The sequence below is a fragment of the Nocardia speluncae NBRC 108251 genome, assembly GCF_001613245.1.
Lineage (GTDB): Bacteria > Actinomycetota > Actinomycetes > Mycobacteriales > Mycobacteriaceae > Nocardia > Nocardia speluncae.
Genome location: NZ_BDBZ01000028.1, coordinates 78,922 through 92,148 on the forward strand (window position 1 = coordinate 78,922; position 13,227 = coordinate 92,148).

Below are 13,227 nucleotides of genomic sequence, written 5' to 3' on the forward strand. Positions count from 1 at the left end.
GTCGAGCACTACCCAAGTTCGGGTAGCCCCACCCTCGCGCGCGGGGTACCCGCCCCGCGTGCTGATTTCAGGTTCAACCTCGGCCCGGCTGTGGATTACCAATTGTTTTGTCACACTGGTTGGTAGGGGACGGTCACGATGGGAGCCACGATGAGCAGGGACATGGAGCGTGGCATAGGCCAGCGGGTAGCAGAAGAACGAAAGCTTGCCGGGTGGACACAGCCCCGGTTGGCTCAGGAAGCGAACGTGTCGGTGTCGCTGGTGCGCGCCGTGGAGCAGGGACGGGCGCCGGCCTCACCAGCGTTTGTATCCTCGGTCGCCAAGGCATTCAAGACCAGTCCGGCCGAAATCCTCGGCCAGCCGTACCCGCGAACGACACGTGACGAAACCGAGGTATCCTCCGGTATCGCGTTGATCCGCAGCGAACTTGCCGCGTACGACATTCCGCCGGCCGGGCTCCGGCCACGGTCAATCGCGGAGATAGCCGCGGACGTGGAGCGAATGCGGACCTTGCGGCGCGCGTCGAGTCTGCGGCAGATGTCGCAGGACCTGCCCGTACTCATGACCGAAGTTCGTGCCCTGGTTCATTCTGAGCAGGGCGGCAACCTGCAGCGCGCATATCGCCTGCTGTGCGAGATGTACCTGTGCGCCCGCGGGCTGGCGCACAAGCTCGGATACACCGATCTGATGACGGTGGCTATCGAGCGTCTCGGGTGGGCGGCCGCGTTCACAGGCAGCCGGCTATGGGTGACCTCGGCGCAGTACTTCCGGGCATCGATCCTCACCTCGACCGGCGATTGGAACACCGCACTGGTCTACCTCGAGCGCTGCCGGACCGAACTGGAATCCGAACTGGCCAGCGACGATATCGAGCATCTTGTCAGCTGGGGCGGGCTACACCTGCAATCCGGTCTGGCAGCTGCACGCGCCGGCGATCGGGATACCGCGGACGCTCATCTGGCCGAAGCGCGGGAGACGGCCGCGCGGGTCGGGGATCCGAACTACCACGAACCGGTGTTCTACTTCGGCCCGACGAATGTCGGTATCTGGTCGGTCGGGCTGGCTGTAGAGATGCTGGACGGTACCGAGGGGATCAACCGGGCCCGGAATCTGCCGGTGCCGGCGTCCACGCCGAAGTCTCGGGCGGGTCATCTATATATCGACCTGGCGCGCGGCTTCCTGCTGCACGGCGACCGGGCAAAGACTCTGGACGCATTGAACACGGCCCGGAAGACGGCGCCGATACAGACCCGGTATCACCCGATGGTGCACGAGACGGTGCGGGTGTTGGCGCGGCAGGAAGCACGGAGTACCGAGAGCCTGCGCGGCTTCGCTGCGTGGTGCGGCGTCGGACAGTAGTTGGCCTCGAGTCCAGCGGGACAGCGGCCATCCCGCAACGACCGCCCTGGCGAGGATGCCGGGCACTCCAATCGCGCGATCACGCTGAAGGTATACACGGACCTGTTCGACACGGACCTGGACAAGCCGGCCGACGGCATTCATACCGCCTACGCTCCGGCGGAGTGTGCCCAAACAGCCTAGAAATCGCCCCGACCAGGGCCCCCGTTGGTGGCGCGGCCACCAACGGAGGCGCCTGAATCAGTTGCCCGGCAACGGCGCCGGTGCCGGCTCACCCTCCGGGGCCGGCTGGCCCGCGGCTCCACCCGCCAGCATGGCCAGATCCCACTGGTTGACGATCCAGCGGTCACCATCTTTCTCCAGCCCCGCGACCACCGCGATGTCCTGCCGCTTCGGTTCCGGGGTCACGGCATTCGTCTTCATCAGGCCGATATTCACCAGGACCTTGGCGCTTTCCTCGTCGCCGGACTGGAAACCGCAGGTCGTTTCGTCGACCCAGGATTTCACCTTGGATTCGGTGAGCAGCTGGCGCAGGACATCCCAGTTCTGCTCCATCGAGCCCACCACATCGTCGGTGGCGCCGTCCTTCATGGCCTTCAGGAACCCGTCGAGATCACCCTCGAAATCGTAGGTGTTGGTCGACCGGGCAAAATCGCATGCTGCCCGCGTGGATTCGTCTTGCGTGGCGAGTTCACCGCTGTTCTGCTGGTAGGCGCGGAAATACAGCACCCCCGCGGTGACCAGCGCCACCAGCACCACACCGGTGACGAAGGCGATCACCACCGGGAGCAGACCGGATTTGCCGTCGGGGTCCTGCGCTGCCGCGGTCTCGTTCTTCGCCATAGCTTCGAGTCCTAACTTCTGTTTCGTCTCGCGGCTGCCACTACTGCTGCATCATCGGCGTATCGAAGTCGGCCACCAGCCAGCGACCCTCGACCTTCTCCATATCGACATTGGCCGCCACCTTGACCCGGCCGGGCCCCTGCTCCTGCGGGCCGCCGACGGTGGTGAACTGCTGGTCGATCACCAGCACCACGCGCGCTTTGTCGCCGTCACCGGATTCGTATCCGCACTGCACCTCGCTGGCGGTGGAGTTGACCTGGGTTTCGGCGAACCGGGCCTTCAGATCGGGTCCGATCTGCGACACCAGTTTCTTCCAGTCACCGGTCGCAGTCCGATCCAGCCGACTCACGTAGTCGTCGGCCTCGTCGCCGGTGTAGGTGGCGAAGCTGTTCCCGAAATCGCAGGCGGCCTTGGTGGCCGCGGCACGCCGGTCCAGCTCGGACTGGCGATCATTGGCGAGATAGAAGAAAACACCGACCGCGACAAGGGCACCGATCACCAGCACGGCCGCCCCGGCCAGCACCGGCAGCGGGAACCGGCCGGAAGACTTCTTTTCTTCCGCACCGGTTTCCGGTTCGCCGGCACCGGACTGCTGCGCCGACTGCACGGTGTTTTCGCTCCCCGGCTCGCCCGATATTCCGGCCGTGGATTTCCCGAGCGCAACCGTCGGTTCCGAGTCCGGGGGGTCGACCTTCGCAGTAGCGTCGGGATCGGCGGATTTGTCGACCTTCACCGTAGCGTCCGGATCAGCGGACTCCCCGGCTGCTTTATCCGCGGGTTCACCCGAACCGGTCGAGTCTGCGGTCGCAGCACTGTCGGTCGATGGACTACCGGAGGTGGTGTGCTCAGCCGCGTCGTCCGCCGGCACACCAGTGCCTTCCGGCTCCAATGGGTCGGAGCTGGGTTTTTTCGAGGACATCTGTACTGTTCACACCTTCCCGGCGCATCTCTGCGGACGCGCCGTAATCTGCCGGCCGGAAGACAAGCGCCGGGTGTGGCGGGCATCTCTGCGAGAGTATGCACCGTCGCACCCGGCACCGGACGACCGGTCTCCTACTACCGCACAGGCGGCAGCGTACGCTCGTTCGGATCCACACCCGGCGGGATGTGCGCGCCGTTGTCCGGCACGTCCGGTCGCGGTGCGTTGGCCGCGCCGCGGATCTGCTGACCGGGTCCTGGGTTGTCACAGTAGTTCCACTTCGGCAGCGTGCCGTCCTGGACGACCTGTGTTTTCACCGGAGTGGACTGGTACTGGCAGTAGGGCCGGAACCAGATATCGAGCATGGCGTGGAACTCGTTGTCATGGGCGGGTACACCCAATGCCGCGCCACCGAGTTCGAGCGCGGGGAACAGCGCCGCCAGCGCCGGCTGGCGCAGTTGCGCCGCACGGGTGACGGCGACGAAATTGTTCACCAGCGTGGTTATCGGATCGCTGGTGGCATCCAGCGTCGCGGTAACACTGGCGAACTGTCCGGGCGCCTGATCCAGCACCTTCACCAGTTCGGCATTCGCCTTGTTGAACTGGTCGAACAGAACCTGCGAGTTCGCGGTCAGGGTGCCCAGGTCCGGCTGGGCCTGGGATGTGGTCGCGACAATGGTGCGCAGATTCGTGATCAGGTTCGTGGTCTGCGGCAGCAGATTCTCCAGCCCGGCCGATACGAGGCTGACGCCTTCGATCAGCGAACGCAGCTGATCGGGCCCACCGCTGAGCGCGATATCGAGTTCGTTCAGGATCACCGAGAAATGCTCCGGGTTCACCTGCGCGATAAGGTCGCTGGAGTTCTCCAGGACCGCGGATATCGGCACCGGAGTGCTGACCCGTTCGGGGTCGAAGGTGATCTCCGAACCGTCGGCCAGGAACGGCCCCTGGTTCCCGGCGGGCCGGAAATCGATGTATTGCTCGCCGGCGCCGGACAGGGCCTGTACCGCGACCTTCGTATCCACCGGGATATCCCATTTGGATTCGATCTCGGCTTCGGCCTGGATTCCGGCGCCGTTGTCGACGAGTTCGAGACTGCTCACCTCGCCGACCCGGTAGCCGCGCAGCGTGACATCGTTCCCGGTTTGCAGGCCACCGGAACGATCCAGGTTCACGATGACGGTGTAGGTACTGCGCAGCGGGTTCACCCGCATGACGTTGACCATCAGATAGGTTCCGCCGATGAGCAGGGCCAGGACGATACCGAGGTTCGACCACAGAATCTTGTTCTTCAGCATCAGTGGCCTCCCACACGCTGCTGGACGACCTGGAGGATCTGGATCAGGCTGCCCGCGAAATCCTGTAGATCGCGCACATCGTAGAAGTGGCTGGTGCCTGGGGCCGTGAGCATCGCGATATCGAGATTGGTCACATTGACCTGGGCGGCCAGGCTGCTTCCGCGGAAGGTGGCATCCACGGGACCGCGCAGTTCGTGCAGGATATCCATCAGTGCACCGAACTTGTCCCCGGTGGCCGCGAGCGCCGCCATCAAGCTGTTCAGGCTGTCCAGGGTGCCCCCCAGATCGCCGCCGGTGGTGTTCGCGTAGTCGCCGAGCGCCGCGCTGGTGGTGGAGATCTTGCTCAGCAGATCGCCCAGCGCCCGGTTGTTCTCGGCGACCGCGCCGATCATATCCGGCAGCGTATCGGCGACCTGGCCGAGTTCGTTGCGGCGGGTTTCGAGAGTACCTGCCAGCACGCTGAATTCGCCGAGAACACTGTCGACCCGCGCGGAGTTCGCGTTGATACTGGAAACCACGCCGGTGATCTCGTTGACCAGATGGACCAACTGGTCACTGCGCCCGCCGACAATGGAATCGAGTTCGGTGCCCAGCCGGGTGAGGTGGGCGATGCCGCCGCCGTTGAACATCAGCGATACCGACAGCAGTAGTTCCTCCACCGTGGCGCCGGCCGAGGTCTTCTCGATGGGCAGGGTGTCGCCGTCTTCGAGTAGGGCCGTTCCGGGTTCGGTCTGTGGTTTGGCGACCGCGATGAAGACATCACCGAGTGGGGTCGCCTGGCGCAGTTCGGCGGTGGTCCCGACCGGGAGTTCGATGTCCTTGCGAATCTCCATATCCACGATCGCCTGGAAATTCTTGGTTTCGATCTTGGTGACCACGCCGACATCGGAACCGCCGACCTTCACCTTGGCCTGGTCGGGCAGATTCAGTGCATTGTCGAATACCGCCCGCAGGCCGAGGGTTTCCCCGCTCGCGCCCGGCTTCGGCAGCGGAATATCCTCCACCGTCAGGCCGCAACCGGAGGCCAGCGCCACCGTACCGGCCGCTACCAGGGCGGTTACGGTGCGGCGGGCGCGGCGGATTGTTCGCATCATTTCGTCAGTCCCAGCAGTGCGGCAGTGAGTCCGAAGTCCGGTCCGAAATCTTCGGGCCGGCCGGTCCGGCAGCCGTCGGATCGCATCTGAATCCGTTCGCAGAACAGGCTCACGATTTCGCCGCCCGCGAGGTTGGTGCCGATCAGCGCGTGCAACCGGACGTAGCCCTGCTCGTAGTTCATCGAGCGGTGGATGTTCTGCAGCAGCATCGGCGCGACGTCGACCACTTCGGTGACCCCGTGCGAGTTCTGCCGCAATTGGTCGATCACCGTGTTCATCCTGGTCAGCGTGTCCACCAGCTGATCCTGATGCTGCCCGAAGATCGAACTGGTGTTGTTCAGGAAGTCGTAGAGCTGCTGCAGCGTGGCCTGCAGGCCGGGCGCCTGCTCGGCCAGCATGGTCGTCATCTGAGTGGCCTGATTGCTGAAATCGCGGACGGCCTGATCGTTCTCGGCCAGCATCGTGGTCAGCTCGTTGAGCTTGGTGATGATGTTGGCGATAGCGCCCTTGTTGTCGACACCGACCTTCAGCGCGCCGGACAGCGCGTTGAGGGTGTCGCGCATCTTCCCGCCCTGGCCGTTGAGCATCGGATACAGCACCCGGCCCGACAGTGGGCCGACACCTTCCTGCCCCTCTTGCGGTTTCAGTGCATCGGCGAACTGGTCGATGGTTTTGAGCATGGTGTCCAGCTCCACCGGCACATCGGTTTTCTCCAGCGGCAGGTGGTCGCCGTCTTCGAGTGTCTCGCCCTCGACGTAGCGCGGCGTGAACTCGATATGCCGGTTGGTGACGATCGACGGGGAGATCACCACGGCCTTGGCGGATTTCGGGATCTCCACATCACCGTCGATGCTCATGTGGACTTCCACGAGATCACCGTGCGGGATGATCTTGTCGACCTTGCCGACCTCGAGCCCGAGCACGGTGATCGGGTTGCCCTCGTACATACCGGCGATGTTCTCGAAATCCGCGGTGATCAACATATCGCCGCCGACCAGACTGTTCACCATCGAACAACTGCCCAGAGCCAGCGCCGATGCGCCGATGACCAGAGCTTTCGCGCTCTTCTTCACGAGGTCGATGTTCAACGGATTCATCCCTGGCACCCCTCGGCGACTTGGGCGAAGCACAACCAGTTGTCCGGGAACAACCAGGGGATACCGACCTCGGCGTAGTTGCCGTTACCCCAGGCGTTGGCCAGGTAGCGCACCGACGGCGGCATGATCGACAGCAACCGGTCGAGGTTGTCCTTGTTCTTCTGCAAGCCTGCGGCCATGGTGTTGAGCTGATCGAGCGTCGTGCCGAACTGGTTGTTGTTCTGCGCGCCGATCGCCTGCAGTTGCGCGGTCAGGGTCGCCACATTGTCCAGCAGGGTCCGCAGCAGTTGCTGGCGTTCCACCACCCGTGCGGCGATGGCCTCGCCCTGGGTGATGATCAGCAGGGCACTGTTGCGGTTGTCGGCCAGAATGGTGGTCACCCGGTCGAGGTCCTTCAGCAGCTGCTCGACATCGTCCTTGCGGTTGTCGATCACCTTGGCCAGGGCGCCGATACTGTCCAGAGACTGGACGACCAGCTCCGGGGAGCCCTGCAACTGTTCGTTGAACAGGTTCAGCGATTCGGCCAGTTTGCCGGGATCGAGCTCCTGGAATTCCGGGGTGCCCTTGTCGACCACATCGGCGAGGTCGTAGGGGACCGCGGTATTGGTCTTCGGGATCCGGTTGTCGGACAGGCCCGTACCGTCACCGGGTACGAGGTCGACGTAGCGGGCGCCGAGCAGGGTGGCCATCTTGATGGCCGCCCGCGCATCGGGTCCGAGTTCCACATCGTTGGAGACCTGGAGGGTGAGCAGAACGTGATCACCCTCGAGTTCGGCCGCCGACACCCGGCCCATCGGCACACCGGCCACATTGACCTTGTCACCGACGGAGATACCCGCGGATTGGACGAACTCGGCCTTGATCGACTGCTCGCCGATACCGAGACTACGGAAGCCACTCGACACGAGGACCAGGGCGGCAACCACGATGACGCCCATGATGCCGAGCCCGAAGTTGCGATTGTTGTTGAACCAGGTTTTGAAATCGGTCATCATGGCCGGCACACCGCCGATTGCGAATTGCCGCCGATCTGCGAGAACAGACCGCGGGGGAACAGGACTCCGTACAGTGAGACATCCAACCGGCAGATATACGCGTTCGCGTAAGCGCCTTCGGAGGTGAAGCGTCCCGCGTCGGCGAGGATCGCGGGCAGGTCGATCGCGGCCTGATCCAGTTTGGCACCGTTGGCCAGGAACAGGGTCAAAGCGTCACGTGTCGAATTCTGGACCGCCTCCAACTTGGGCTGGATATTGCCCACCATCCCGACGAGCGCAGTGGTGGCACCTGCGATCTGCTCGGTCGAGGAAAGCAGCGACTGCCCCTGCTCGTACAGGCCGCCGATCAGCGCCCTCGTCTGGGTTATCAGCGTCTCCAATTCACCCCCCCGTTTGGCCAGGCCTGCCATCACGCCGCTGAGGTTGGTGATCACATCGCTGAGAATGGCGTCACGCCGCTGGAAATCTGTGGCCATGGTGGCGGCCTGGGTGATGAACGAACTCAACGAGACCCGGTCGCCCTGCAGGGCAAGGATGAAGGTCTCCGAGAGCCGGTTCACCTGTTCGGGTTCGAGCACCTCGAACAGGGGTTGGAATCCGTTGAGCAACGCCGAGACATCGAAGGACGGCTCGGTGCGATCGACGGGAATGGTGGCGTCCTCCGCCAACTGGGACGTATCCCCGCCGGAGCCGGGGGCCAGCGCCACATAGCGCTGGCCGATCAGATTCTGGTATCGCACCAGCGCTTTGGTATTACCGAACAGGGTCTGATCGTCCTGGACGATGAAGCTCACCTCGGCATTCGACTCGCCGGTCAGCTCGATCTTCTCGACCTTCCCGACGCGCACACCCGCCATCCGGACATCGTCGCCCTCACGCAGACCCAGCACATCGGTGAAGACCGCGGAATACGATTTCGTACCACCGTCCACAGTGCGGGCCAGCGTATTCCACACCAGCACGGTGACCAGCACCGATACCAGCGCGAACAGGCCGAATCCGATCAGCGGTTTCCGGACCCCCTTCATGCGGACGCCTCCTCGGTCACTCGCAAGGTTCCGCCTTCGAGAATCGAACTCAACATCAGGTACTCCACTGAGGTGGGCTGCCGGCCGAGCAGGGCCGCCACTGCGGCATCGCCCTCATAGGAGGCGATCGGCCGGGCCGCGGGCGCGGCGCCGTTGCCGCTGTCCGCTGCCGGTGCCGCCGCACCGGGTTCGGCCGGCGGGGCCGGCGGCTGGTCACCGGGCTGGGCGGCCGGCGCGGGGGCCGGCACGCCGGGCAGGCCGGGGATCTGCGGCAGCCCCTGCGGGAACAGCCCCTCCAGCGGCGTACCGGCGAACGGATTGTTCGCAGGCGACGCGGCCGGCGCGGGAGCACCTGCCTCGGTGGTGATGCCGGGGATCGGCGGCAGTCCAGGGATAGGCGGCAGCACCGGCAGTCCGTCTGCGGCGGGGAGCCGGCGCGGTTTCATCTGCTCGGGCAGGTACCCGGGATCGGCCACGGCAGGCGCGGTGAAGCAACTCGGTCCGGCCAGCTCACCGTAGCGGGGGCAGTCCGCGACGGTGTTCGGGTTGAACGGAGTGAAGGAAACCCCGGCGTTCCACACCATCTGCTGCTGCGGACCCCAGCTGAACGTCGTCCGCAGGTTGCGTGACGAAGTGTTCAGATTGCTGATCGCATTGGTGATGGAGGTGGGGTTCGCGGCCAGCGCGCCGAAGGTCTGGTTCAGTCCGACCGTGAGCTCTTTACCGGTATTCGGGTTCCGCGCGAACAGGTCGTTGACCTGATCCACCATGCTGCCGGCACCGCTGATCAGGTCGACCAGTTGCTCGCGCCGATCGGCGATGGTGCTCGCCGTCTGCACCGAAGAGGCCAGAACGTCCATCAGTTCCGGCGCCGACTCGTTGAGCGCATGCGTCGAATTCGCGAAGTCCTGTAGGAAGACGCCGAGGTCCGGAATCGATTCGTCGACCGAGGTCAACCAGTGGTCGATTCGCTCGATGGTCGATCCGGGCGCCCGGCCGCTACCGTCGAGGGCGTAGGAGAGCGTGCCCAGGACACGGCCGAACTGCATCGGGTCGACCCGGTCGAGAATGTTCTGGACCGTGGTCAGCGTGTCCTGGAGAGCAATGGTGCCCTGGCTCTTGTCCTCCGAGATCTGCGAACCCTCTTCGAGGTGGTTCCCGGCGGGACCGTTGTAGAGGAACTCCACGGAGGTGACAGCGAACAGGTTGCTGGGCACCACCCGGGCGGTGACGTTCGCCGGGATCTGCTCGACGAACTCGGGCTTCAGCTCGATATTCACCTGCTGAAGTTCGCCCTGGGCGGCCACCGACACCGTTTCGACCGCGCCCACCAGGACGCCGCGGAACTTCACGTCGGCTTTCTGTGGCAGCCCGTCACCGGTGGTGGTCAGGTTCGCGGTGACCCGCACCTTCTCCACGAAAAAGCCCTGATAACGGGCCATCAGGAAACCGAGCACCACTGCGAAAACAAGCAGGCCGCATACACCGGCGATCAGCAATTGCTTCATCGTGGGCCCACGCCCACTCGGATCGATGATCATGGCGCTACCCCGAGATCCTGATACCGGGGTCGACACCCCAGATTGCCAAGGTCATGAAGAGGTCGACGAAAACGACCACGATGATGCACATCTTGATCGCGCGACCGGCCGCCACACCCACACCCTCGGGGCCACCGGAGGCGAAAAAGCCGTAGTAGCACTGGATGAACGTAGTGATAGCGACGAAGAGTATTGCCTTGAGCAGCGAATACAGGACATCCGTCGGGATCAGGAACTGATAGAAATAGTGCTGGTATGTTCCGCTGGCGGTATCACCGATCACCTGCACCGTGAGCGAGCAGGAGATGTAGGCCATCGCGAGGCCGAGGCAGTACAGCGGCAGGATCGTGATCATCGCGGCGATCATCCGAGTACTGACCAGGTAGGGCAGCGGCCGGATCGCAATCGATTCCAGCGCATCGATCTCTTCGGAGATCCGCATAGCGCCGAGTTGCGCGGTGAAACGACAACCTGCCTGGGCGGCGAAGGCCAGTGCGGCGAGCAGGGGCCCCAATTCGCGCGTCGTGCCGAATGCGGAGATTGCGCCGGTCAACGGACTCAGGCCGAGCAGGTCGAGCGAGGTGTAGCCCTGCAGTCCGACCGTGATACCACCGAACGCACTCAGGATGAGCACTACGCCGATGGTTCCGCCACCGACGATGAGGTTTCCGTTACCCCAGGTGACGTCGGACAGCAGCCGCCACACTTCCTTCGGGTAATGCTTGAATGCCAGCGGCATGGAACCGATGGCCCGCAGGAAGAAGAAGACCTGGTGTCCGAGCCGCGCGAGCATATCGACCGGAGCACCGGCCGCTTTTCGCAGCTGCTGAAAGGGTTTCAGCAGCGGGGGTACATAGGTTGCGGACACCGCTTCACACCACCTGAGGCGGGAACAAGGTGTTGTACACCTGGGTGAAGATCACATTCACTCCGAACAACATCACCGCGGACATGACAACGGCGGTATTCACCGAGTTGGCGACACCACCCGGACCACCGCGGGTATTCAATCCGGTATCACAGGCGATGATTGCCGCGAGCAGACCGAACAGCAGCGATTTCAGCAGAGCGACAAGCAGATCGAGCGAAATTGCGAACGATGCGAAGGTCGAGATATACGACCCCGGGGTGCCGCCCTGGACGAAAATATTGAAAATGTAGCCCGTCAAAAAACCGACGAAGACAACGAAACCACAGAGCAGCACGCTGACGAGCATTGCCGCGCCGAGCCGGGGCGCGACCAGTCGGCGCAGCGGATCGACACCCATGACTTTCATGGCGTCGATTTCCTCGCGAATGGTCCGGGATCCGAGATCGGCGCAGATGGCCGAACCGACAGCACCGGCGATCATCAAAACGGTGACCAGTGGTGCACCCTGCTGAATGATGCCCAGACCATTGGCCGCGCCAATGAACGAGGTGGCGCCGACCTGCTGTGCAACCGATCCGACCTGGATGGATACGATCACACCGATCGGAATGGCCACCAGCAGAGTGGGTGCCGCGGCCACATTGGCCATGAACGCGCACTGCCTGATGAACTCCGCGAGCGGGAATCGGCCGCGGAAGATACTGACCACGAGCTCGGTAACGGCCTCGACACCCATCGTCATCTGACGACCGAGGGTCTCCAAAGAACGCCTGGGGTGGTCGCGCCAGTAGTCCCGCGTCCACTCGACCGCTCCGCTCAACCGAGAACCTGTTGGTGGACTCTTGGTCGACTGCACTGACTAACCCCTCTCGACGTCGGTTACCTACCCCGACGGCTGGTTTGCTTGAGGAACCTTACTACGTAGTAGTGCGGAACACACCTTAGACGGGTGAGGGCCATCACAGACGTTCATCACTCCGCGGCGTGACCATCGAGTTATCCAGCGCTTCTTGGTACGTATCCCAATGGGCGCTCCACGATTTTGGACGAACATACAGCTGACCGGCGGATAAAGCGCGCCAGAGATGCAGATCCGCAAAGAATGGCCGTTCACATAAATAACGGATGATTTTCCTGAAAATTACCGATTCGCGCCGACATGGAGATTCGACCGTTACTCGACGCGCGTAGCAGGAACGAGGGCAATTAATAGCGTTGAGCTATTCTTCCGGAGGTATCGTGGCCGGAATTTCGCGCAGTCTCCGCCGAACATGGCGCTCACCGGCCGAATGCTCGACCGAACAGCTGAATTACCCAGGGCCGCAAGCCAACCCGCGGGTAACAGGCTCTCGGGGCGCGCGTCGCGGCCGATGCTGCCACGATGAGGTGCCACACATTGATATCGTGCGGGCTTCGAGGTCTGGAGGGATATGTTCAGGAAACTAGCCCAGGCGGCCGGTGCCGTCTTCGCCGTCGCCCTGAGTGCGGCACTACTCGGCCCGGGGGCGGCGGTCGCCGATCCCGGCCGACCCGTACTCGGCGGCGGATCAGGGCTGATCGTCTCTTCGGAATCGGGTCGCATGTCCGATATGGCGATTCAGTGCACGCTCACCACGATCGGCCACGACGGAGCCGGCCGCCTGGTCGGGCTCACCGCGGGACATTGCGGTACACCTGGGCACGAGATCTATTCCGAACAGGATCCGGGGGCCGGAGTGCTCGGCCGGTTCGTCCACTCGAACCAAGAACTCGACTACGCGGTCCTGCAGTTCGACCCGGGCCGGGTCACCCCGGTCAACCGGGTCGGCAACCTCAGCATCACCGGAGTCGGCGGGCCCGCACAGTTCCCGAATATCGTCTGCAAGGAAGGCCGGACCACCGGCAACACCTGCGGAATCGCCTACGGCGATATCTTTGCCAGCAGCATCGAGACCTGGTCCCAGATGTGTGTGATGGAAGGCGATTCCGGCGCGCCGGTCGTCGTCGGTTCGACGCTGGTCGGCATGGTCAACGCCTATCTCGCCGTCGCCTGCTTCGGTCCCGAGGTGGGTACGAACATCTCCACCATCATGGGTGATATCGACAGCCGGGCCAGTATCGGTTCGGGCTTCCGGCCCATCTGACACCGGATCCTCCGGTACCGAAAAAACGAGCGAGCCCATGGGGCCCGCTCGTTTTTTCG

Annotated in this window: 12 protein-coding genes; 2 read left to right on the forward strand and 10 right to left on the reverse strand. The window is 63.7% G+C overall.

Annotated elements, in window-relative coordinates:
• Positions 1 to 150 precede the first annotated feature (150 nt).
• The gene (locus NS6_RS22125; RefSeq protein WP_068044757.1) at positions 151 to 1,359 is read left to right on the forward strand and encodes a helix-turn-helix domain-containing protein; all 1,209 of its coding nucleotides are present in this window, start codon (positions 151 to 153) and stop codon (positions 1,357 to 1,359) included.
• Between the two features lie 240 nt (positions 1,360 to 1,599).
• On the opposite strand, the gene NS6_RS22135 is transcribed toward NS6_RS22125, so the two are convergent.
• From NS6_RS22135 to NS6_RS22180, 10 genes are all read right to left on the reverse strand, one after another.
• Positions 1,600 to 2,202 (reverse strand): hypothetical protein, encoded by a 603-nt coding sequence (locus NS6_RS22135; RefSeq protein WP_068044761.1) that lies wholly within the window; start codon positions 2,200 to 2,202, stop codon positions 1,600 to 1,602.
• A 40-nt stretch (positions 2,203 to 2,242) separates the two neighbouring features.
• Complete coding sequence (locus NS6_RS22140) at positions 2,243 to 3,121, reverse strand: prolipoprotein diacylglyceryl transferase (RefSeq protein WP_157112883.1); 879 nt, start codon at positions 3,119 to 3,121, stop codon at positions 2,243 to 2,245.
• Between the two features lie 137 nt (positions 3,122 to 3,258).
• The gene (locus NS6_RS22145) at positions 3,259 to 4,419 is read right to left on the reverse strand and encodes an MlaD family protein (RefSeq protein ID WP_068044765.1); all 1,161 of its coding nucleotides are present in this window, start codon (positions 4,417 to 4,419) and stop codon (positions 3,259 to 3,261) included.
• The gene (locus NS6_RS22150; RefSeq protein ID WP_068044767.1) at positions 4,419 to 5,513 is read right to left on the reverse strand and encodes an MCE family protein; all 1,095 of its coding nucleotides are present in this window, start codon (positions 5,511 to 5,513) and stop codon (positions 4,419 to 4,421) included. Before NS6_RS22150 ends, NS6_RS22145 begins: the two co-directional genes overlap by 1 nt.
• Positions 5,510 to 6,610, reverse strand: coding sequence for an MCE family protein (locus NS6_RS22155; protein WP_068044769.1), 1,101 nt, complete (start codon positions 6,608 to 6,610; stop codon positions 5,510 to 5,512). The genes NS6_RS22150 and NS6_RS22155 overlap by 4 nt, the downstream gene beginning before the upstream one ends.
• Entirely contained in the window at positions 6,607 to 7,605 is a 999-nt protein-coding gene (locus NS6_RS22160; protein ID WP_245669458.1) for an MCE family protein, read from the reverse strand. The genes NS6_RS22155 and NS6_RS22160 overlap by 4 nt, the downstream gene beginning before the upstream one ends.
• The gene (locus NS6_RS22165) at positions 7,602 to 8,633 is read right to left on the reverse strand and encodes an MCE family protein (RefSeq protein ID WP_068044771.1); all 1,032 of its coding nucleotides are present in this window, start codon (positions 8,631 to 8,633) and stop codon (positions 7,602 to 7,604) included. Before NS6_RS22165 ends, NS6_RS22160 begins: the two co-directional genes overlap by 4 nt.
• Positions 8,630 to 10,174 carry an MlaD family protein gene (locus NS6_RS22170; protein WP_068044773.1) on the reverse strand — a complete coding sequence of 515 codons (1,545 nt, stop codon included), beginning with the start codon at positions 10,172 to 10,174 and terminating at the stop codon, positions 8,630 to 8,632. Before NS6_RS22170 ends, NS6_RS22165 begins: the two co-directional genes overlap by 4 nt.
• A 4-nt stretch (positions 10,175 to 10,178) precedes the next feature.
• A complete protein-coding gene (locus NS6_RS22175) occupies positions 10,179 to 11,042 on the reverse strand; it encodes an MlaE family ABC transporter permease (RefSeq protein ID WP_068044775.1) in 864 nt (287 codons plus the stop codon).
• Positions 11,043 to 11,046: 4 nt separating this feature from the next.
• The gene (locus NS6_RS22180) at positions 11,047 to 11,865 is read right to left on the reverse strand and encodes an MlaE family ABC transporter permease (RefSeq protein ID WP_084471298.1); all 819 of its coding nucleotides are present in this window, start codon (positions 11,863 to 11,865) and stop codon (positions 11,047 to 11,049) included.
• A 610-nt stretch (positions 11,866 to 12,475) separates the two neighbouring features.
• Between NS6_RS22180 and NS6_RS22185 the strand changes: the two genes are divergently transcribed.
• Positions 12,476 to 13,168 (forward strand): chymotrypsin family serine protease, encoded by a 693-nt coding sequence (locus NS6_RS22185; RefSeq protein WP_068044779.1) that lies wholly within the window; start codon positions 12,476 to 12,478, stop codon positions 13,166 to 13,168.
• Positions 13,169 to 13,227 lie beyond the last annotated feature (59 nt).